Raw genomic sequence first — 20,646 nt, 5'->3', positions numbered from 1 at the left:
AGATAGGTCAGGCGGATCGGCGCAGCGATGGCGAACACCACCGTGGAGATCAGGCCCGGCACCACACCCAGCCCGAAGAGGGTCAGGGTAGGAATGAGGTAAACGAAGGTCGGTACGGTCTGCATCAGATCGAGTATCGGACGCATCACCGTGTAGAACATCGGTTTGTGCGCGGCGATGATGCCCAGCGGCACGCCGATCAGCACGCAGACAAAGGTGGCGAACAACACCTGGGCGAGGGTTTCCATGGTTTCCTGCCAATACCCCAGGTTGAGGATCAGCAGGAAGGAAGCAATTACAAATGCGGTGAGTCCCCATTTGCGCTGGATCAGATGCGCGAGCAGGGCGATGAGGCCGATCAAGACCAGCGGGTTGAACCAGGTCAGCGCAAACGTCACGCCGTGGATCATCGTTTCCAGCGTCACGGCGATTGCGTCGAAGGTGTTGGCGCCGTGTTGCGTCAACCATTCAACGAAGCCCGCGATGTACTGGCCTAAAGGTATTTTCTGATCAATCAGCATGGTAGTGAACGTCCGCATGCAAGGAAATAAACAGCCCGGGTGAGCTAGCTCACCCGGCATAAGCGGTGCTTCTTAAATCAAGGCTGACTCAACTTGCTCTTCACGGCCTCCAGGCCTGGTTTACCGTCAATGGTGGTCACGCCAGCGAGCCAGGTATCGAGCACCTGTGGGTTCTTTTTCAGCCAGGCCTTGGCGGCCGCGTCAGGCTTCATCTTGTCGTCGAGGATGTTGCCCATCAGTTCGCTTTCCATGTCGACGGTGAATTCCAGATTCTTCAGCAACTGACCGACGTTGCTGCATTCCGTGGCGTAACCCTTGCGGGTGTTGGTTGCCACAGTGGCGGCGCCGAAATCCGGGCCGAAAAATTCGTCGCCGCCGGTCAGGTACTGAATCTTGAAGCGCTTGTTCATCGGGTGCGGCGCCCAGCCGAGGAACACCACTTCGGTGCCACGGCGCGAAGCCCGGTCAACCTGCGAGAGCATGCCCGCTTCAGACGATTCGACGACTTTGAAACCGGCGGTTTTCAGGCCAAAAGCATCTTTGTCGATCATGCTCTGGATCAGGCGGTTGCCGTCGTTGCCAGGCTCGATGCCGTAGATTTTGCCGTCGAGTTCTTTCTTGAATTTGGCGATGTCGGCGAAGTCATGCAGACCTTTGTCATACAGGGCTTGCGGCACGGCGAGGGTGTACTTGGCGCCCGTAAGGTTGGTGCGCACGGTTTCCACGGTGCCGGCTTCGCGGTAGGCCTTGATGTCGTTTTCCATGGTCGGCATCCAGTTGCCGAGGAACACGTCCATGTTCTTGCCGTCGGCCAGCGACTTGTAGGTCACAGGCACGGAGATCATGGTGGTCTTGGTCTTGTAGCCGAGGGCGTTGAGAACGACGGAGGTGGTGGCGGTGGTGGCGGTGATGTCGGTCCAGCCGACGTCGGAGAAATTCACGGTACTGCACTGTGCCGGTTCTGCAGCTTGCGCCAGTAACGGCAGACTCAGCATGGCGGCCAACAACAACGACGGGGAACCTTTCATGGATGGACTCCTTGGTGTTTTTTTTGGCAGTGTTCCGACTGGACCACCGCACTTATGGGTTGCGGTTGGATGGCGTTCTGGAGACAGCTCTACCACGTCGCCTTGCAATCGAGTCATAACGATCATGTACCAGTGAAAATCTGACGCCTACAGGGGGGGTCGTATCCAGTACAGGGATGGTCGCATCCAGTGTCAGTGACGTCGTTTACAGCTTTTTTCAGCCCGGTCTGGCCATCTGGACTGCATAAAAACGGCGCAATTGAGCGTGAAAACAGGCGCGGCGTTAGTGGACATGAGTGCGTCGGTGTCAGACGCCGTGCGAGCCGAAAAAAGCCTGATGATGCGGGCATTCCGGCGGATCGCTGCTTGAGCGTAGCAGCTGCGCCAGCGGGCGCTTCGCGCCCCGGATCGGCATCCTCAGGAGCTCTGCAACATGGCTATCAGCGTTTTCGACCTGTTCAAAATCGGCATCGGCCCTTCCAGTTCGCACACCGTCGGGCCGATGCGCGCTGCGGCGTTGTTTGTCGAATCGCTGCGCGACAAGCATCAGTTGGAACAGGTGCGGAGGGTCGAGGTTCAGCTTTTCGGTTCGCTGTCTGCCACGGGTATCGGTCACGGCAGCGACAATGCGGTGATCATGGGCCTGATGGGCGAATGGCCGGACGCAATCGACCCGTCGCAGATCGGCCCGCGCATTCAGGCCCTGCGTGAAACCCACACGCTTCTATTGGATGGTCGCTTGTCGGTGCCGTTTGTCTGGGACCGCGACATGCGCCTGATCGACGAAAATCTGCCGTTCCATCCCAATGCCATGACCCTGGTTGCCGAAGGCGATCACGGCGAGCTGCATCGCGACACCTACTATTCGGTCGGTGGCGGATTTGTCGTGGATGAAGCGCAGGCGTCCAGCGGCGTGGTTGATCTGGATCGCACCGAATTGCCTTATGACTTTTCCAGCGCCGTCGAGCTGCTGGAACTGTGCAAGAAGCACAACCTGCGTGTCGCTGAGCTGATGCTTGCTAACGAAAAAGTCTGGCGCAGTGAAGAAGAGATTCGCGCCGGGCTGATGAAGCTGTGGCGGGCGATGCAGGATTGCGTCGAGCAGGGCCTAAAGCACGAGGGCATCTTGCCCGGCGGTTTGAATGTGCGTCGGCGCGCGGCGAAGTTGCACCGCAGCTTGCAGGAACTGGGCAAGCCGAATGTGATTGGTTCGACGCTGAGCGCGATGGAGTGGGTCAACCTGTTCGCCCTCGCCGTGAATGAAGAGAACGCCGCGGGTGGGCGCATGGTCACGGCGCCGACCAATGGCGCGGCGGGGATCATTCCGGCGGTATTGCACTACTTTATGAAGTTCAGCGAGGCGGTGACTGACGCCAATGTCGTCGACTACTTACTCGGCGCGGCGGCAGTGGGGATTCTGTGCAAGAAGAATGCTTCGATCTCCGGTGCTGAAGTCGGTTGTCAGGGTGAAGTCGGCTCGGCGTGCGCGATGGCGGCGGCGGGGCTGGCGGAAATTCTTGGCGCCACGCCTGAGCAACTGTGCAACGCGGCGGAAATTGGCCTGGAGCACAACCTTGGGCTGACCTGCGATCCGGTGGGTGGGCTGGTGCAAGTGCCGTGCATCGAGCGCAATGCAATTGCGGCGGTGAAAGCGATCAACGCGGCGCAGATGGCGCTGCGTGGCGATGGTCAGCACTTTATCTCGCTGGACCGGGTGATCCGCACCATGCGTGATACCGGCGCCGACATGCATGACAAATATAAAGAGACATCGCGCGGTGGTTTGGCGGTCAGTGCCGTTGAGTGCTGAGACCGAGGTGCCCCTGTGGCGAGGGGATTTATCCCCGATGGGCTGCGAAGCGGCCCCAAGTCCTGCAATCGAGTTTTGCCTGACACACCGCGGTGAATGGGTTTACGACTGCTGCGCAGCCGATCGGGGATAAATCCCCTCGCCACAGGATTTATGTTTGATTTGGAAAGGGTGGAGAGCCAGACCAGTCAAAACTGCTCGCTAACTGAACACACCCAACCCAGTGCGCCACCTTTTAGCGCGTCGCAATCAGATAAGAGTCTTTCCCACCTGTTACGCGCAATCAACGCCTGCTACCGCCCGTCACCCGTGCCTGCGGTGACACTCCTCGCCAATCGCGCGCAGGCCAGTTCCCACAAGTGCTACCGATATGCTCACACGCAACGGGGCAGGGCTTGTGCCGTCGTTGATGGCACTTCGAAACACCTTTCGTCGGAGTCTCGAATAGACACGTCGCGACGTCGTTTTCAGGAGTTATTGAACGCGCATTCAATTTAGGCATGGCAATTGCTCTGTCATAACAAAGCCCGTCTCCCACGCGAGAACGCGGCAATAACAAGAGCCTCCGCCTGAGGCCATCACCCGCTTTGTGTGAGGAGATACCGCGATGACGTCGTTCAACTCCGGGGCCCAACCCCAGAACCGTGCGCCTCAATCCATCGGCTTTCTGCTGCTGGACAATTTCACGCTGATTTCTCTGGCCTCCGCAGTCGAACCCCTGCGCATGGCCAACCAATTGTCCGGTCGCGAGCTGTATCGCTGGAGCACCCTCACCGTCGATGGCGGCCAGGTGTGGGCCAGTGACGGTCTGCAAATCACCCCCGACGCCTCCATGCACAAAGCGCCGCCGCTGGACACCGTGATCGTCTGCGGTGGCATCGGCATTCAACGCACCGTTACCCGTGAACACGTCTCGTGGCTGCAAAGCCAGGCGCGTCAGTCCAAGCGTCTCGGCGCCGTGTGCACCGGCAGTTGGGCGCTGGCTTGCGCCGGCCTGCTCGACGGTTTCGATTGCAGCGTGCACTGGGAATGTCTGGCGGCGATGCAGGAAGCTTTCCCGCGCGTGGCGATGAGCACCCGTTTGTTCACCCTCGACCGCAACCGTTTCACCAGCTCCGGCGGCACCGCGCCGCTGGACATGATGCTGCACCTGATCAGCCGTGATCATGGCCGTGAACTGTCCGCCGCGATCTCGGAAATGTTCGTCTACGAGCGCATCCGCAACGAGCAGGATCACCAGCGCGTGCCGCTCAAGCACATGCTCGGCACCAACCAGCCGAAATTGCAGGAAATCGTCGCGCTGATGGAAGCCAATCTGGAAGAGCCAATCGACCTCGATGAACTGGCGGTGTACGTCGCCGTGTCGCGTCGTCAGCTCGAGCGCCTGTTCCAGAAATACCTGCACTGCTCGCCTTCGCGCTACTACCTCAAGCTGCGCCTGATCCGCGCCCGGCAATTGCTCAAGCAGACGCCGATGTCGATCATCGAAGTGGCGTCGGTGTGCGGTTTCGTGTCGACGCCGCACTTTTCCAAGTGCTACCGCGAATACTTCGGCATTCCGCCGCGTGACGAGCGCGTAGGGTCCAACACCACCCAGCAAGTGGCGATGCTGCCGCTGCCGCAAGCGATCGTGATGGCGCCGCTGTCGGGGCCGATGTCGGCGTTGAGTCAGGCGCGTAATGAATCGACGTTTGCCAGTGTAAGGCTCTGAAACCGAGTCATCTTCATCGCTGGCAAGCCAGCTCCCACAGGATCTGTGTTGGACACAAGTGTGGTGTTCACTACAAAACACTGTGGGAGCTGGCTTGCCAGCGATGACGGACTATCAGGCGTTGCGGGTCTGCTGATATTGCGCCAGTGCCGGTAGCAACTGCTTGTCAAAAGCCTCACGCACCGCCGGCAAAATCGTCGCACTGCTGGTGTACATCTGCTTGACCATAGCCCTCAACGTATTCGCCCGAACATCGTCCAGACCACGCACGGCGTATTCGCATGCCTGCTCTGCAGTAGCGCCCGGCGGCACCTCGAATCCCAATGCCTTGAGCTGGCCCAACAGGTCTTCCTGATCAATCAAGTCGGCGTACATCATGAGGCGAATCCTTCTTCGGCAACGGAGGTCGTGGTTCGATTCTGGTAGGCGGGTGAAGTGACGGCAAGAGCGATTTGTCGCAGTGGCCGCGACGGCTATGAACAGGTCGTTTTCGGCTAACTCGCTGTGCAGCGGAGTAGGCACACTGGACTCAGCTTGCAACACGAAGGTTTGGTCACCCTCGCATCGCAGCTCCTCAACAGTAGCCTCTGCCCCGATCCTGTCACGGCTGGAATCGGGGCTTTTTTTGTCTGTGAATCAGGAAGTCTGAGTTGCTTTTGTGGACGCCATCGCGGGCAAGCCCGCTCCCACAGGGTTCGGGGTCGATCACAAAAATGTGGTCTGACCCAAAACCTGTGGGAGCGGGCTTGCCCGCGATGAACGGCGACGCGGTTTATCGGGCAGGCGGCAGGGCGATGACGCGGCCGATGCAAGCGGGGGCGGGCAGATCGGTTTGCTCGGCGACGATGGCTTGCAGGCGGCTCAGCGTGTCGAGGCTGAACGGTGCCGAGCGCGGACCGGCGAGATCAACGTGGAGCAACATTTGCTCGTTGCCGGCCAGTTCCTGGGGATCACCGACTTTGTGCAGGCTGTGATAGAGGTGCAGACGTTTGCTGTCGTGGCCGATGATTTGCGTGTGTACTTCGACGTCGGCGTCGAGCTTCACTTCATGCAGATAGTTGAGGTGCAGTTCGAGGGTGAACAACGAGTGGCCGCTGGCTTCGCGGTTGTTGCTGTCCATGCCGAGGCGATCCATCAGGGCATCGGTGGCGTAGCTGAAAATCAGCAGGTAAAAGGCATCGCGCAGGTGGCCATTGTAGTCGACCCAGTCGGGGATGATTTTGGTTTGGTAGGTGGTGAGGGCGGGCATGGTTGGGTTCCGGCAGAAGGTTTGTGGTGAAGATCAAAAGCAACCCCCTCACCCCAGCCCTCCCGAAACGTCGGACCGCCCCCAAGGGGGCGAGGGGGAAAGGGAGCCGATCTTTATGCGATTCAAAACTTGAGTTCGGCTCGGTGGTGCAAGTCGGTGTAGCTCGCAAGAGCACCTCGGTCAGTCCCCTCTACCCTTGGGAGAGGGCTAGGGTGAGGGCCTCACTGTCATGCCAAACACATCACTCGCTGAACGCCATCCCATGCTTCTCTTTGGTGGTCTTCACCGCCTCAAGCACCGCCAGCAGGCAATCATCACGATAGCGCTCCAGCGCAGAAATGCTGCGTTCGCCAAGCTGATCGCTGGTGCCATCGACCACATCATCAATCAACTTGTCAGTCAGTTCCGGCGCTGGCAGATAGGTCCACGGCAACTGCAACGCCGGGCCGAATTGCGACATGAAGTGGCGCATCCCGGCATCACCACCGGCCAGCGTGTAAGTCAGGAACGTGCCCATGAACGACCAGCGCAGCCCCGCACCAAAACGGATCGCATCGTCGATCTCGCCCGTGGTCGCGACGCCGTCGTTGACCAGGTGCAGCGCCTCGCGCCACAGCGCTTCGAGCAAACGGTCGGCGATGAATCCAGGCACTTCCTTACGCACATGCAGCGGACGCATGCCGAGGGATTCGTAGACTTTCATCGCCGCTTGCACGGCCTCAGGCGCGGTGTTCTTGCCGCCGACCACTTCCACCAAGGGCAGCAGGTAAACCGGGTTGAACGGATGGCCGACCACGCAGCGTTCCGGGTGGGTCGAACTCTCGTAGAACTCGCTCGGCAGCAGGCCTGAAGTGCTGGAACCGATTAACGCGTTTGGTTTGGCGGATGCGCTGATTTTGCTGTGCAATTCCAGTTTCAGTTCCAGACGTTCCGGAGCGCTTTCCTGAATGAAATCAGCATCACGCACGCACTCTTCGATGGTCGCGACAAAGCGCAGACGATCCTGCGAAGCACCCGGCGTGAGACCGTTTTTCTCAAGCGCACTCCAAGCATTGGCCACGCGTTTGCGCAGTGCCGCTTCAGCGCCGGGCGCCGGGTCCCAGGCCACCACGTCGAGGCCGTGGGCGAGGGCACGAGCGACCCAGCCGCTGCCGATGACACCACTGCCAAGGGCTGCAAAGGTTTTGATTTCGGTGATAAAGCTCATGGTGACTTCCTGAAAAGGTTCGGTGATCCCTCGTGAACCTGTCCCTTGTGGCGAGGGGGTTTATCCCCGATCGGCTGCACAGCAGTCGTAAAACCAGCACGCTCGGTATGTCTGATACACCGGGGTGTCGGGTTTTGGGGCGGCTGCGCCACCCATCGGGGATAAATCCCCTCACCACAAATTTCATTACACAAGGTGAAAAGGGGGTGAGGTTTACCGGCGCTGAGTCAGGCCCATTTTCTGGCGACCTTCAGCCGGGGTCAGCACGCGGGCGCCGAGGCGGCTGAGGATCTCGGTGGCGCGCTCAACAAGTTGGCCGTTGGTCGCCAGCACACCCTTGTCCAGCCACAGGTTGTCTTCCAGACCGACCCGCACGTTGCCGCCGAGCAGCACCGCTTGCGCCGCCATCGGCATCTGCATCCGGCCGATACCGAAGCCAGCCCAAACCGCGTCGGCCGGCAGGTTGTCGACCATGGCTTTCATGGTGGTGGTGTCCGCCGGCGCGCCCCACGGGATGCCCAGGCACAGCTGAAAAAGCGGGTTATCGAGCAGACCTTCCTTGATCATCTGCTTGGCGAACCACAGATGACCGGTATCGAAAATTTCCAATTCGGCTTTCACCCCGAGTTCGGTAATGCGCTTGGCACCCGCACGCAGTTGCGCCGGTGTGGACACGTAAATGGTGTCGCCATCGCCAAAGTTCAGGGTGCCGCAATCGAGGGTGCAGATTTCCGGCAGCAGCGCTTCAACATGGGCCAGACGGGTCAGCGGGCCCACCAGATCGGTGTTCGGGCCGAACTCCATCGGGTTCTCGCCAGCGCCGATTTCCAGGTCGCCGCCCATGCCGGCCGTGAGGTTGACGATGATGTCGACGTCCGCCTCGCGGATCCGCTCCATCACTTCACGGTACAGCGCCACGTCGCGGCTGAACTTGCCGGTCTGCGGGTCACGCACATGGCAATGCACCACGGTGGCGCCAGCCTTGGCGGCTTCCACGGCGGTCGCAGCGATCTGTTTCGGGGTGACCGGCACGTGAGGGCTGCGGGCGGTCGTGTCGCCAGCACCGGTAAGTGCGCAGGTGATGATGACGTCGTGGTTCATGGTGCGGTTTCCTTCAGGCGTGATGGGTCTGTCCGCAGCCCATTTCGGGCTGCGAAGCGGTGATTCGTGGTGGGTTATTTGCTGGTCAGTTTCAGGTTTTCAACTGCCGGTTTGCCGTCGAACGTGGTCACACCTTCGAGCCAGCGCTGCTTGTCCTGCGGGTGATCCTTGAGCCATTGCTTTGCGGACTCGAAGGCGTCCTTGTGATCGAGCAACGGCTGCATCATCCGGCTCTCGTCTTCGGCGGTGTAGGTCAGGTTGCTCAGCAGGCGACCGATGTTCGGGCACTGTTCGGCGTACTTCGGCGACGTGACCGTCCACACGGTGGCCATGCCTTCGTTCGGGCCGAGGGCGTCTTCGCTGCCAGTCAGATAAGTCATCTGCACGTTGACGTTCATCGGGTGCGGCGCCCAGCCGAAGAACACCACGGCCTCTTTGCGGCGCACGGCGCGGTCAACGGCGGCGAGCATGCCGGCCTCGCTTGATTCGACCAACTGGAATTTGCCGAGGCCGAACTGGTTCTTGGCGATCATCGCTTTGATCTGGGTGTTGGCGCCCGAGCCTGGCTCGATGCCGTAAATCTTGCCGCCCAGTTCTTTCTCGAATTTGGCGATGTCGGCGAAGGTTTTCAGGCCCCTATCAGCCAGATACGTCGGTACGGCGAGGGTGGCGCGGGCATCTTTCAGGCTTGGCGCTTCGAGGACTTTGACCTGATTGGCGTCGACGAACGGGGTGATGGTCTGCGTCATCAACGGGTTCCAGTAGCCGAGGAACAGGTCCAGACGCTGATCGCGGATCCCGGCGAAGATGATTTGCTGGGATGCGCTGGTTTGTTTGGTGTTGTAGCCGAGGCCGTCGAGCAGGACCTGGGTCATGGCACTGGTGGCGATCACGTCGGTCCAGTTGACCACGCCCATGCGCACGTTCTGGCACGATGCGGGTTCGGCCGCCATGACGCTGGCGCTCAAGAAAGCGGTACCGCTGAGTGCAAGAACACAGCTGCTGATCAGTCGTTTCATGTCGGGTTCCTCGGCAGGTCGTTTATTGTGGTTTCCGGCGTCTGGTGCGTCGGTGATGCAAAGTTACGCAGCAATGCGCCCGTGAAAGCGCACTACGGCGACTGGCACTTGCACTGTAGCGACCTATACGCTTGAACGCCGACGACAATCGGCGTATCAACGAGCCACGCTACCCGCCAACCGAGTGCGCCCATGTCCCAGGATTTCTATTTTTTGTTGATGCCGGGCTTCTCCGCCATCGGCTTTATCTCTGCGATCGAACCGCTGCGGGTGGCCAACCGCTTTCGCGGTGAGCTGTACCGTTGGCATGTGCTCAGCGCCGATGGCGGGGCAGTGTTGGCGAGTAATGGCATGTCGGTAAACGCCGACGCAGCGCTGGAGCCGCTGAAGAAAGGCGCGACGCTGTTGGTGGTCGCCGGATTCGAACCGCTGAAATTCGCCACCCCTGCTCTGGAACACTGGCTGCGCCGACTGGACAACGAAGGCGTCACCCTCGGCGCCATCGACACCGGCAGTTTCGTCCTCGCCGAGGCGGGCCTGCTCGAGGGTCATCGCCTGACCCTGCACTGGGAAGCCATCGACGCCTTCAAGGAATCTTATCCACAGCTCAGCGTGACGCAGGAACTGTTCGAGATCGACCGGCGGCGCATCACCTCGGCCGGCGGCACCGCTTCCATCGATCTGATGCTCGACTTGATCGCCCAGGCCCACGACCCGCAACTGGCGATTCAGGTCAGCGAGCAGTTTGTGCTCGGCCGCATCCGCCCGCGCAAAGACCACCAGCGCATGGAAGTCGCCACGCGTTACGGCATCAGCAACAAGAAACTGGTGCACGTGATCGGTGAGATGGAACAGCACAGCGAGCCGCCGCTGACCACGCTGGCGCTGGCGGAATCAATCAAGGTGACGCGGCGACAACTGGAGCGGTTGTTTCGGCTGCATCTGAACGATACACCGAGCAATTTCTACCTGCGATTGCGGCTGGAGAAGGCTCGGCAGTTGCTGCGCCAGACCGACATGAGCGTGCTGGAGGTGAGCATCGCGTGCGGGTTTGAATCGCCGTCATATTTCACCCGTAGCTATCGGGTACGGTTTGCGCGTTGTCCTCGCGAGGATCGCCGTACCGTACAGGCCTGATCTTGAAGTCAGTGAATTAACCTGTGGGAGCGAGCTTGCTCGCGAATGCGGTAGATGATTCAACAAACCAGTTGCCTGACACTCCGTCTTCGCGAGCAAGCTCGCTCCCACAGGATCTGCTGAGCTTGTAAGTCTTGTTTACTTCTTAACCAACGCCGAGCACGCAGCCTTGTAAGCCTCATGCTGATACTTGTTCAGCGTCCCCGGCAGCTCGAAATTATGCTTCTTGGCCTGGGCATTGATCGTTTGCGGCGACAGCAGCGTCACCTCACAACCGTCGAGCAACTGAAACACGCCTTCGATCTTGAACGTGGTCGGCCCACCGGCGAACTCACCCTTCTTGCTGCGCTTCTTGATCGCAATTCGGTCAACCGAATTCTCGCGCACAAACGACGCCACCTGCGCGGCGAACAGCTTTACATTGGCCGCCTCGTCGTCATCGTCGAGGGCGATTTTCTTGGTGGCGAGAGGGATGTGGCTCAGGGTCGAACCGTCGAGAGCGGCCACGGCGATGATCGCTTCGCTGCCTTTGATTTCAATGCCGCAGATGTTCATGGGTGTCCCTTGATTAGCTATAGAAGTGCAGCTTACAGCTCAGACGCTCACTCCTGCCCGATCGACTCCAAAAACTCCGACCGCTCATCACTCATCCGCGCCACGCAATCGTTCTGTGCAATCTTGAACGCCTTGCTGCCATCCGTCGCCGGGAAGGCTTCCACCGCGCAATCCGCATCCCGGGTCTTCAGCCATTGCTGCTGAGCTGTCTTGAGTTTGGCTGTGATGTCGGCCAGTTGCGTCGGGTTCTTGCCGTACGCCGTTTGCATGCGTTCGGACAGGCTGGTGTAGTTGTCTTTGAGCAGGTCTTCGGCCGTGGTGCGGCTGTAGGTCGAGCATTCCAGGGTCTGCACGTCGTTTTCGACTGCGTCGCACGGGTTGTTGTCGGACTCTTCGGCGGCGTGTACGCCGGTCGCAATCAGTGCCAGGGCCAGGAAGATCGATTTCATTGAGGTCGCCGCTCTCATCCAGTGATGTATCCAAGATGCGTGGGATTCTGGCTCAAGCTGGCGGGCTTGAACAGGTGGCTGGTCGGGCCGCCTGACGACCCTTTGTCGCGGATTGACGCTTTCGGCAATTCCCCTGTCGTTTTTGCACCCGGTCGCCCCTGCACCGAGGCATATGCTGGCCCCAAAGCGCCGGCAGACGATTCGGCGCATGAATTGCCAATAAGGGGACGCCTGATGAGCCCAGCCGAATTACACGCCGACAGCATCGTTATCGACGGTCTGATCATTGCCAAATGGAACCGCGAGCTGTTCGAAGACATGCGCAAGGGCGGTCTGACGGCGGCCAACTGCACTGTGTCGGTGTGGGAAGGCTTTCAGGCGACCGTCAACAACATCGCCGCCAGCCAGAAGCTGATCCGCGAGAACAGCGACCTGGTGATCCCCGTCCGCACCGTCGCCGATATCCGCAAGGCCAAGGAGCAGGGCAAGACCGGCATCCTTTTCGGCTTCCAGAATGCTCACGCGTTTGAAGACCAGATCGGCTATGTCGAGGTGTTCAAGCAACTCGGCGTCGGCATCGTGCAGATGTGCTACAACACCCAGAATCTGGTCGGCACCGGCTGCTACGAACGTGATGGCGGCCTGTCGGGTTTCGGTCGCGAAATCGTCGCCGAGATGAACCGCGTCGGCGTCATGTGCGACCTGTCCCACGTCGGTTCCAAGACCTCCGAGGAAGTCATCCTCGAATCGAAAAAACCGGTCTGCTATTCCCACTGCCTGCCGTCGGGGCTTAAAGAGCACCCGCGCAACAAGTCCGATGAAGAACTGAAGTTCATCGCTGACCACGGCGGTTTTGTCGGCGTGACCATGTTCGCGCCGTTCCTCGCCAAGGGCATCGATTCGACCATCGACGACTACGCCGAAGCCATCGAATACGTGATGAACATCGTCGGCGAAGACGCCATCGGCATCGGCACCGACTTCACTCAGGGTCATGGTCAGGACTTCTTCGAATATCTGACTCACGACAAGGGCTACGCCCGCCGTCTGACCAGCTTCGGCAAGATCATCAACCCGCTGGGCATCCGCACCGTCGGCGAATTCCCGAACCTGACTGAAACCCTGCTCAAGCGCGGCCATCCCGAACGTGTGGTGCGCAAGATCATGGGCGAAAACTGGGTCAACGTCCTTAAAGACGTCTGGGGCGAGTAACGCTTTCCAAAGACCGCCGCCGAACTGCCCCCTCTCCTGCGGGAGAGGGCTGGGGTGAGGGCTGCGGCCAACACTGAATGCAAATTTTTCCGGAGTTTAGTTTCCATGGCCAAGATCGCCCCGCAATTGCCAATCGAAGTCGACAGCGAAACCGGTGTCTGGACCTCCGACGCCCTGCCGATGCTCTACGTGCCGCGCCACTTTTTCGTCAACAACCACATGGGCATCGAAGAGGTTTTGGGCGCTGACGCCTACGCCGAGATCCTCTACAAGGCCGGCTACAAGTCCGCCTGGCACTGGTGTGAAAAAGAAGCTGAATGCCATGGCCTGGAAGGCGTCGCGGTGTTCGAACATTACATGAAGCGTCTGTCGCAGCGCGGCTGGGGCCTGTTCAAGATTCAGGACATCGACCTCGATAAAGGCACTGCCAGCGTCAAGCTCGAACACTCGGCGTTCGTCTACGTCTACGGCAAGGTTGGGCGCAAGGTCGACTACATGTTTACCGGCTGGTTTGCCGGCGCGATGGATCAGATTCTTGAGGCTCGCGGCAGCAAGATTCGCACGGTTGCCGAGCAAGTTTACGGTGGCTCCGAAGAAGGCCACGACGACGGCTTGTTCACCGTCAAGCCGTTGTAAGTCGAGGAACCCGCCATGGCTTTCGAAGCAATGTTTGCGCCGATCCAGATCGGCAAACTGACCATCCGCAACCGTGTGCTCAGCACCGCGCACGCCGAGGTCTACGCGACCGACGGCGGCATGACCACCGACCGCTACGTCAAGTATTACGAAGAGAAAGCCAAGGGCGGTATCGGCTTGGCGATTTGCGGCGGTTCGTCCAGCGTGGCCATCGACAGCCCGCAAGGCTGGTGGAAATCGGTGAACCTGGCGGACGACCGGATCATCCCGCATTTCCAGAACCTGGCCGACGCCATGCACAAGCATGGCGCCAAGATTATGATCCAGATTACCCACATGGGCCGTCGCTCGCGCTGGGACGGCGAACACTGGCCGACCCTGCTGTCACCGTCGGGCATCCGTGAGCCGGTACACCGCGCGACCTGCAAAACCATCGAGCCGGAAGAAATCTGGCGGGTGATCGGCAACTACGCCACTGCCGCTGGCCGCGCCAAGGCCGGTGGTCTGGACGGCGTCGAGCTGTCCGCCGTGCACCAGCACATGATCGACCAGTTCTGGAGCCCGCGCGTCAACAAGCGCACCGATGAATGGGGCGGCAGCTTCGAGAACCGCATGCGTTTCGGCCTTGAAGTGCTCAAGGCTGTGCGCAAGGAAGTCGGCGACGATTTCTGCGTCGGTATCCGTCTGTGCGGTGACGAATTCCACCCGGACGGCCTGTCCCACGAGGACATGAAACAGATCGCCAAGTACTACGACGACACCGGCATGCTCGACTTCATCGGCGTGGTCGGTTCGGGTTGCGACACCCACAACACCCTGGCCAACGTTATCCCCAATATGAGTTATCCACCGGAGCCATTTTTGCATTTGGCGGCCGGGATCAAAGAGGTGGTGAAAGCGCCGGTCCTGCATGCGCAAAACATCAAGGACCCGAACCAGGCCACGCGGATTCTCGAGGGCGGTTACGTCGACATGGTCGGCATGACCCGCGCGCACATCGCTGATCCGCACCTGATCGCCAAGATCAAGATGGGCCAGATCGACCAGATCAAACAGTGTGTCGGCGCCAACTATTGCATCGACCGTCAGTACCAAGGGCTGGATGTGCTGTGCATCCAGAACGCCGCGACCTCCCGTGAATACATGGGCGTGCCGCACATCATCGAAAAATCCACCGGTGTTAAGCGCAAAGTCGTGGTCGTCGGTGCCGGCCCGGCCGGGATGGAAGCGGCGCGGGTATCCGCTGAACGCGGCCACGACGTGACGCTGTTCGAGAAGAAAGATTTCATTGGCGGGCAGATCACCACTGCATCGAAAGCACCGCAACGCGACCAGATCGCCGGCATCACCCGCTGGTTCCAATTGGAACTGGCCCGGCTGAAAGTCGACCTGCGTCTGGGCACTGCAGCCGATGTCGCCACGATCATGGACTTGCGTCCAGACGTGGTGGTGCTGGCGGTTGGCGGTCATCCGTTCCTTGAGCAGAACGAACACTGGGGCGCGGCCGAAGGGCTGGTGGTCAGCAGTTGGGACGTGCTCGACGGCAAGGTTGCGCCTGGCAAGAACGTGCTGGTTTACGACACCATTTGTGAATTCACCGGGATGTCGGTCGCCGACTTCCTCGCCGACAAGGGCAGCCAGGTCGAGATCGTCACCGACGACATCAAACCGGGCGTGGCCATCGGCGGTACGTCGTTCCCGACCTACTACCGCAGCATGTACCCGAAAGAAGTGATCATGACCGGCGACATGATGCTGGAGAAGGTCTACCGCGAAGGCGACAAACTGATCGCGGTGCTGGAGAACGAATACACCGGTGCCAAAGAGGAACGGGTGGTCGATCAGGTGGTGGTGGAAAACGGCGTGCGTCCGGACGAAGAGCTGTACTACGGGCTCAAGGAAGGATCGCGCAACAAGGGCCAGATCGACATCGACGCGTTGTTTGCGATCAAGCCGCAGCCATCGCTGAGCACCACTGGTGACGACTACTTGTTGTTCCGCATCGGCGACTGCGTGGCGCAGCGCAACACCCACGCCGCGATCTACGACGCACTCAGACTGTGTAAAGACTTTTAACGGCTTGCACATAACCCTGTGGGAGCGGGCTTGCCCGCGATAGCGGTGGGTCAGTCGATGCAAATGTGACTGACAGAATGCAATCGCGGGCAAGCCCGCTCCCACAGGGACCGAGTAAGGCACCTCGACCTGTAAGACTCGAAGTCTTTGGGAGCAACACCTATGTTGAACACCCTTCTTCCAATCCTGTTGTTCGCAGCCCTGGGCCTCGCGGTTCTAGGCGCGCTGCGGCGGGTGGCGATGTGGCGTCGGGGCCGGGCCTCGAAGGTCGATCTGATCGGCGGCCTGCTCGCCATGCCCAAGCGCTACATGGTCGATCTGCACCATGTGGTGGCGCGGGATAAATACATCGCCAATACCCACGTGGCCACGGCCGGCGGCGCGGTGGCGTCGATTGCGCTGGCGATTCTGGTGCACGGCTTCGGCCTGCATAACCGCATCCTCGGTTACGCCTTGCTGCTGATGTCGGCAGTGATGTTCGTCGGCGCGATCTTCGTTTATATGCGTCGGCGCAACCCGCCGTCGCGGCTGTCGAAAGGCCCGTGGATGCGCCTGCCGAAAAGCCTGCTGGCGTTCTCGGCGTCGTTTTTTCTGGTGACCTTGCCGGTGGCCGGGATTCTGCCGCAGGACTTCGGCGGCTGGTTGCTGGCGGTAATTCTCGGGATTGGCGTGCTGTGGGGCGTGTCGGAATTGCTGTTCGGCATGACCTGGGGCGGGCCGATGAAGCACGCCTTCGCCGGTGCTCTGCATCTGGCTTGGCACCGTCGCGCCGAACGTTTTGGCGGCGGCCGTTCCACCGGTTTGAAGCCTTTGGATCTCAACGATCCAACTGCGCCGCTGGGCGTGGAAAAACCCAAGGATTTCACCTGGAACCAATTGCTCGGTTTCGACGCCTGTGTGCAGTGCGGCAAGTGCGAAGCCGCGTGCCCGGCATTCGCCGCCGGCCAACCGTTGAACCCGAAAAAACTGATTCAGGACATGGTCGTCGGTCTGGCTGGCGGCACCGACGCCAAGTTTGCTGGCAGCCCGTATCCAGGCAAACCAATCGGCGAGCATTCAGGTAATCCGCATCAACCGATCGTCAATGGTCTGGTCGATGCCGATACCCTATGGTCGTGCACCACTTGCCGCGCCTGCGTCGAGGAATGCCCGATGATGATTGAGCACGTCGATGCCATCGTCGACATGCGCCGCCATCTGACTCTGGAAAAAGGCGCGACCCCGAACAAGGGCGCCGAAGTCTTGGAAAACCTCATCGCCACCGACAACCCTGGCGGTTTTGCACCGGGCGGGCGAATGAATTGGGCGGCGGACCTGAACCTCAATCTGCTCAGCGAAAAGAAATCTACCGACGTGTTGTTCTGGGTCGGCGACGGCGCCTTCGACATGCGCAATCAACGCACCTTGCGCGCCTTCGTCAAAGTGCTGAAAGCGGCGAAAATCGACTTCGCCGTGCTTGGCCTCGAAGAACGCGACAGTGGCGACGTGGCCCGCCGTCTCGGCGACGAAGCGACGTTCCAGCAGCTCGCCAAACGCAATATCCAGACCTTGGCCAAGTACAGCTTCAATCGCATCGTCACCTGTGATCCGCACAGTTTCCATGTGCTGAAAAACGAATACGGCGCGTTCGACGGCCACTACCTGGTGCAGCACCACAGCACCTACATGGCGGAAATCATTCAGGCCGGCGCGCTCAATCTCGGTCAGCACAAAGGCAACAGCGTGACCTATCACGATCCGTGTTATCTCGGCCGCTACAACGGCGAGTACGAAGCGCCGCGTGAGGTGCTGCGTGCGCTCGGTATTGAAGTCAAAGAGATGCAACGTTCGGGCTTTCGTTCGCGTTGCTGCGGCGGCGGTGGTGGCGCGCCGATCACCGACATTCCGGGCAAGCAGCGCATCCCCGACATGCGCATGGACGATATCCGCGAGACCGGCGCTGAACTGGTGGCCGTGGGTTGTCCACAGTGCACGGCGATGCTCGAAGGCGTGGTCGAACCGCGTCCGCTGATCAAGGACATTGCGGAGCTTGTGGCCGACGCGTTGCTGGAAGACGCCGCACCGAGCAAACCGGCCAGCCCAGCCAAACGTGAACCTGCGGAGGCCCACTGATGAGCGACATTATCCGCCGCGATCCGCGCGCCGAATGGATTGCCCGCAACCGCCTGCATCCGCTGCACGCTGCCATGCAACCGGCACAACACAGCTGGATGGGGCCGAACGGCGTCATCCGTAAAAACCTGCACGGCATCGGTTTCATCGGCCCCAACGGCATCAAGCGTATTGACCGAAGCGGCGCGCAACAGGGCGGGGCGACTAAACGTTCTGCCGCTGTAGAAGTGCAATTACCACTGCATCAAGTGCCGGCCCCGGCGTTTTACATCAGCGTGGTGCCGGACATGGTCGGCGGCCGCTTGAGCAGTCACGACCGCGACTTGCTGGGTCTTGCCCATGAGTTGGCCGGCAAGGATGGCGCGGTGTTGGCCGTGGTCTTTGGTGAACACAAGGAAAGCGCTTTCGCGACGGCGGGCGTTGATCGCTTGCTGGTGCTCGATGGTGAGCAATTCAACGGTTATGCACCGGAACAACGAGTGCAGGGTTTGCGGGCTGTGGATAACCAGTTCAGCCCGCGTCACTGGCTGCTGCCAGACAGTCGCAGCGGTGGCGGTGAACTCGGCCGACGTTTCGCAGCTGCATTGGGCGAGCGGCCAGCGACACGGGTCTGGCAGGTCAAGGATCAGGAATGCATTGGCCGCGCCGGTGCGGGCCTGCAAGACCTGGCACGGCCGGTGGCGCGATTGATTCTGGCCTCGGCCGAATGCGCCGAACCGGTCAGCGAAACCCGTCACGAAGCGTTGGCCGTGGAGTTACCCACAAGTGTCGTGCGCAGCTTGTCGCGAATCGAGGATCTCGGTGCCGTGGCGGTGGACCCGGCGGCGATTCCGATGGCTGAAGCCGAGTTCATCTTCTCCGGTGGTAACGGCGTCAACGACTGGGCGCTGTTCCACCAGACTGCCGCCGCACTGGGCGCCACCGAAGGCGCGTCGCGGGTGGCGGTGGATGACGGCTTCATGGCGCGTGATCGGCAGGTCGGCGCATCCGGCACCTGGGTTACCGCGCGGGTGTACGTGGCGGTGGGGATTTCCGGGGCGATCCAGCATCTGCAAGGCATTGGCGCCTGCGACAAAGTGGTGGCGATCAACCTCGATCCGGGTTGCGACATGATCAAACGTGCCGACCTGTCGGTGATCGGTGAGAGCGCGGAGATTCTTCAAGCCTTGATTGCGGCGGTGGCGGCTTACCGCAACGACGCCAAGCGCGATGCGGCTTAAGGAAACGCTATGAACACGAAAATCATCAGTCTGGTTTCAATCGGCGCCCACCCAACCTCGGGGCGCCCACGCCGCGCCGAACAGGATGCGCGAGCCGTAGAGCTGGGGCTGCAACTGGCTGGGGATAACCTGCAAGTGCTGCACGCCGGCGATGTTGCCGAACCGGCGTTGCGCGCCTATCTGGGCATGGGGCTGGAGCAGATGCATGTGCTGGAGCAACCGGCAGGCGCGGATGCGCTGCCTGCGCTGACGGCTTACCTGCGTGAGGCCGGTGCTCAAGTGGTGCTGACGGGGAGCCAGGCGGAAACCGGTGAAGGTTCGGGAATGTTGCCGTTTCTGCTGGCCGAAGGGTTGGGCTGGCCATTGGTGGTGGGGTTGGCGCAGGTCGAGTCGATCAATGATGGCTCGGCGCTGGTGTTGCAAGCATTGCCGCGTGGGCAGCGGCGGCGGTTGAAGGTGAAGCTGCCGTTTCTGGCAACTGTGGATAACGCTGCGCCGAAACCGAGGCAGAGTGCGTATGGGCCGGCGCGGCGTGGGATGCTGGAGGCTGATGACGTCGAGATTGTCGACGATGAACTTTTGTCTGTGGCCACGCTGCAACCGGCCAAACCTCGGCCAAAACGGTTGAAGGTGATCAAGGCCAAAAGCGGCGCTGATCGGATGAAGGCTGCTACTGCCAAAGCCAGTGGCGGTGGTGGGCAGGTGCTCAAAGGTGTTACGGCGCAGGCCGGGGCTGAAGCGATTCTCAAACTGCTGATCGAAGAGGGCGTTGTCCGCTGAAGAGCCCCTCACCCTAGCCCTCTCCCGGAGGGAGAGGGGACTGACCGAGTTGCATTGGCCATTTGCATCGACCTGCGTCACTGCCGTGACCTATCTACATCCACATCCACATCCACATCCACATCCACATCGACCTGCGACTGTCGCTGTGACTTTGGCTTGGCCAACCTGAGATCACATTGGAGGTTCAGGTCGATGTACCTCAAACAGGCAACTCGGTCGGCCCCCTCTACCTCCGGGAGAGGGCTGGGGTGAGGGCAAGCCGTTTTACCCACAATCCCTGTTGGCGAATCTGTGGATAACGTGTTCGCCTATCCCTGCACCCCACGTCAATCAAGCCTTTCAGGCCTGCGATCAAAAAACAACCAGTATAAGTGGCGGTTTTTATGGGCTTTTTTCCCCAGGCGAACGGATAAGTTACCCCCGATCTCTGTTGGCGCTTCTGTGGATAAGATGTTCGCTCTCCTCTGAGAGCCACGTAAAGCGTGGCTTGTAGGTTGCTGATTAAAAACTGACCAATTCCTTGCTTTGACGGCCATAACCCTTCCCGAATGCCTGATTTTTCAAGGTCTCCAGCAGTTTTCCACAGCGCAGCAAAAGTTACCCCCGTTCTCTGTTGGTGCTTCTGTGGATAAGGTGTTCGCCACCCTCTGCAAGCCATACAAACCGTGGCATACAGAGATGTGATCAAAAAACACTCAATGGCCATGGCAAACCGTACTTCTGGATAAGTCACGGTTTTTCTTTGCAAATCAGTGGGATATTTTTCGAGTCATCCACAGTTGTCCCCATTTGCTGTGGGTGGGTATGTGGATAAGTTGTT

The 20,646-nt window shown here is 60.1% G+C and carries 17 protein-coding genes and 1 pseudogene; 9 read left to right on the top strand and 9 right to left on the bottom strand.

Translation table 11 applies throughout. The features are described from left to right. Together ACIQVE_RS00410 and ACIQVE_RS00405 are read right to left on the bottom strand one after the other, a co-directional pair. Positions 1-521, bottom strand: a pseudogene (locus ACIQVE_RS00410) (ABC transporter permease subunit); the annotation flags it as partial. A gap of 77 nt (positions 522-598) precedes the next feature. Further along, a complete protein-coding gene (locus ACIQVE_RS00405; protein ID WP_402803464.1) occupies positions 599-1,549 on the bottom strand; it encodes a choline ABC transporter substrate-binding protein in 951 nt (316 codons plus the stop codon). 433 nt (positions 1,550-1,982) lie between these two features. On the opposite strand from ACIQVE_RS00405, the gene ACIQVE_RS00400 reads away from it, so the two are divergent. Beyond that, positions 1,983-3,359: an L-serine ammonia-lyase gene (locus ACIQVE_RS00400; RefSeq protein WP_402803462.1), complete on the top strand. Its 1,377-nt coding sequence runs from the start codon at positions 1,983-1,985 to the stop codon at positions 3,357-3,359. 607 nt (positions 3,360-3,966) lie between these two features. Next, positions 3,967-5,070: a GlxA family transcriptional regulator gene (locus ACIQVE_RS00395; RefSeq protein WP_402803460.1), complete on the top strand. Its 1,104-nt coding sequence runs from the start codon at positions 3,967-3,969 to the stop codon at positions 5,068-5,070. Between the two features lie 114 nt (positions 5,071-5,184). Here the strand turns inward: ACIQVE_RS00395 and ACIQVE_RS00390 are convergent, their stop codons facing one another. The 5 genes from ACIQVE_RS00390 to choX form a co-directional block, all read right to left on the bottom strand. Continuing rightward, a complete protein-coding gene (locus ACIQVE_RS00390) occupies positions 5,185-5,448 on the bottom strand; it encodes a hypothetical protein (RefSeq protein ID WP_402803458.1) in 264 nt (87 codons plus the stop codon). A gap of 394 nt (positions 5,449-5,842) precedes the next feature. Then, positions 5,843-6,319, bottom strand: coding sequence for a thioesterase family protein (locus ACIQVE_RS00385; RefSeq protein WP_402803455.1), 477 nt, complete (start codon positions 6,317-6,319; stop codon positions 5,843-5,845). Between the two features lie 241 nt (positions 6,320-6,560). Next, complete coding sequence (locus tag ACIQVE_RS00380) at positions 6,561-7,526, bottom strand: L-carnitine dehydrogenase (RefSeq protein WP_402803452.1); 966 nt, start codon at positions 7,524-7,526, stop codon at positions 6,561-6,563. A 213-nt stretch (positions 7,527-7,739) separates the two neighbouring features. Next, positions 7,740-8,627, bottom strand: coding sequence for a 3-keto-5-aminohexanoate cleavage protein (locus ACIQVE_RS00375; protein WP_402803450.1), 888 nt, complete (start codon positions 8,625-8,627; stop codon positions 7,740-7,742). A gap of 74 nt (positions 8,628-8,701) precedes the next feature. Next, positions 8,702-9,646 carry a choline ABC transporter substrate-binding protein gene (choX, locus tag ACIQVE_RS00370; protein WP_402803448.1) on the bottom strand — a complete coding sequence of 315 codons (945 nt, stop codon included), beginning with the start codon at positions 9,644-9,646 and terminating at the stop codon, positions 8,702-8,704. A 192-nt stretch (positions 9,647-9,838) separates the two neighbouring features. On the opposite strand from choX, the gene ACIQVE_RS00365 reads away from it, so the two are divergent. Further along, complete coding sequence (locus tag ACIQVE_RS00365) at positions 9,839-10,783, top strand: GlxA family transcriptional regulator (RefSeq protein WP_402803446.1); 945 nt, start codon at positions 9,839-9,841, stop codon at positions 10,781-10,783. A gap of 138 nt (positions 10,784-10,921) precedes the next feature. Here the strand turns inward: ACIQVE_RS00365 and ACIQVE_RS00360 are convergent, their stop codons facing one another. Next, on the bottom strand, positions 10,922-11,338 hold the full coding sequence (locus ACIQVE_RS00360; protein ID WP_402803444.1) for a DUF3010 family protein: 417 nt from the start codon (positions 11,336-11,338) through the stop codon (positions 10,922-10,924). Positions 11,339-11,385: 47 nt separating this feature from the next. Then, positions 11,386-11,787 (bottom strand): lysozyme inhibitor LprI family protein, encoded by a 402-nt coding sequence (locus tag ACIQVE_RS00355; protein ID WP_402803442.1) that lies wholly within the window; start codon positions 11,785-11,787, stop codon positions 11,386-11,388. A gap of 234 nt (positions 11,788-12,021) precedes the next feature. Between ACIQVE_RS00355 and ACIQVE_RS00350 the strand changes: the two genes are divergently transcribed. From ACIQVE_RS00350 to ACIQVE_RS00325, 6 genes are all read left to right on the top strand, one after another. Continuing rightward, positions 12,022-12,999: a dipeptidase gene (locus ACIQVE_RS00350; protein ID WP_402803440.1), complete on the top strand. Its 978-nt coding sequence runs from the start codon at positions 12,022-12,024 to the stop codon at positions 12,997-12,999. A 105-nt stretch (positions 13,000-13,104) separates the two neighbouring features. Beyond that, positions 13,105-13,635: a DUF5943 domain-containing protein gene (locus tag ACIQVE_RS00345; RefSeq protein WP_005792152.1), complete on the top strand. Its 531-nt coding sequence runs from the start codon at positions 13,105-13,107 to the stop codon at positions 13,633-13,635. Positions 13,636-13,650: 15 nt separating this feature from the next. Further along, positions 13,651-15,711, top strand: coding sequence for a dimethylglycine demethylation protein DgcA (dgcA, locus tag ACIQVE_RS00340; protein WP_402803437.1), 2,061 nt, complete (start codon positions 13,651-13,653; stop codon positions 15,709-15,711). A 162-nt stretch (positions 15,712-15,873) separates the two neighbouring features. Then, entirely contained in the window at positions 15,874-17,823 is a 1,950-nt protein-coding gene (dgcB, locus tag ACIQVE_RS00335) for a dimethylglycine demethylation protein DgcB (protein WP_402803435.1), read from the top strand. Further along, positions 17,823-19,043 carry an electron transfer flavoprotein subunit alpha/FixB family protein gene (locus ACIQVE_RS00330; RefSeq protein ID WP_402803433.1) on the top strand — a complete coding sequence of 407 codons (1,221 nt, stop codon included), beginning with the start codon at positions 17,823-17,825 and terminating at the stop codon, positions 19,041-19,043. The genes dgcB and ACIQVE_RS00330 overlap by 1 nt, the downstream gene beginning before the upstream one ends. 9 nt (positions 19,044-19,052) lie before the next feature. Then, positions 19,053-19,823 (top strand): electron transfer flavoprotein subunit beta, encoded by a 771-nt coding sequence (locus tag ACIQVE_RS00325; RefSeq protein WP_402803430.1) that lies wholly within the window; start codon positions 19,053-19,055, stop codon positions 19,821-19,823. The last annotated feature ends 823 nt before the right edge of the window (positions 19,824-20,646 follow it).

Source organism: Pseudomonas sp. NPDC098747 (genome assembly GCF_044760045.1).
Classification (GTDB): Bacteria; Pseudomonadota; Gammaproteobacteria; order Pseudomonadales; family Pseudomonadaceae; genus Aquipseudomonas.
This window is presented reverse-complemented; position numbering and strand designations above follow the sequence as displayed.

Excerpts from the sequence above, each read along its gene's own strand:
- ACIQVE_RS00360 (WP_402803444.1), bottom strand. The coding sequence starts at position 11,338 with ATGAACATCTGCGGCATTGAAATCAAAGGCAGCGAAGCGATCATCGCC.
- dgcB (WP_402803435.1), top strand. The coding sequence starts at position 15,874 with ATGTTGAACACCCTTCTTCCAATCCTGTTGTTCGCAGCCCTGGGCCTC.
- ACIQVE_RS00385 (WP_402803455.1), bottom strand. The coding sequence starts at position 6,319 with ATGCCCGCCCTCACCACCTACCAAACCAAAATCATCCCCGACTGGGTC.
- ACIQVE_RS00350 (WP_402803440.1), top strand. The coding sequence starts at position 12,022 with ATGAGCCCAGCCGAATTACACGCCGACAGCATCGTTATCGACGGTCTG.
- ACIQVE_RS00375 (WP_402803450.1), bottom strand. The coding sequence starts at position 8,627 with ATGAACCACGACGTCATCATCACCTGCGCACTTACCGGTGCTGGCGAC.
- ACIQVE_RS00355 (WP_402803442.1), bottom strand. The coding sequence starts at position 11,787 with ATGAAATCGATCTTCCTGGCCCTGGCACTGATTGCGACCGGCGTACAC.
- ACIQVE_RS00325 (WP_402803430.1), top strand. The coding sequence starts at position 19,053 with ATGAACACGAAAATCATCAGTCTGGTTTCAATCGGCGCCCACCCAACC.
- ACIQVE_RS00400 (WP_402803462.1), top strand. The coding sequence starts at position 1,983 with ATGGCTATCAGCGTTTTCGACCTGTTCAAAATCGGCATCGGCCCTTCC.
- ACIQVE_RS00345 (WP_005792152.1), top strand. The coding sequence starts at position 13,105 with ATGGCCAAGATCGCCCCGCAATTGCCAATCGAAGTCGACAGCGAAACC.
- choX (WP_402803448.1), bottom strand. The coding sequence starts at position 9,646 with ATGAAACGACTGATCAGCAGCTGTGTTCTTGCACTCAGCGGTACCGCT.
- ACIQVE_RS00365 (WP_402803446.1), top strand. The coding sequence starts at position 9,839 with ATGTCCCAGGATTTCTATTTTTTGTTGATGCCGGGCTTCTCCGCCATC.
- ACIQVE_RS00405 (WP_402803464.1), bottom strand. The coding sequence starts at position 1,549 with ATGAAAGGTTCCCCGTCGTTGTTGTTGGCCGCCATGCTGAGTCTGCCG.
- ACIQVE_RS00380 (WP_402803452.1), bottom strand. The coding sequence starts at position 7,526 with ATGAGCTTTATCACCGAAATCAAAACCTTTGCAGCCCTTGGCAGTGGT.
- ACIQVE_RS00330 (WP_402803433.1), top strand. The coding sequence starts at position 17,823 with ATGAGCGACATTATCCGCCGCGATCCGCGCGCCGAATGGATTGCCCGC.
- dgcA (WP_402803437.1), top strand. The coding sequence starts at position 13,651 with ATGGCTTTCGAAGCAATGTTTGCGCCGATCCAGATCGGCAAACTGACC.
- ACIQVE_RS00395 (WP_402803460.1), top strand. The coding sequence starts at position 3,967 with ATGACGTCGTTCAACTCCGGGGCCCAACCCCAGAACCGTGCGCCTCAA.
- ACIQVE_RS00390 (WP_402803458.1), bottom strand. The coding sequence starts at position 5,448 with ATGATGTACGCCGACTTGATTGATCAGGAAGACCTGTTGGGCCAGCTC.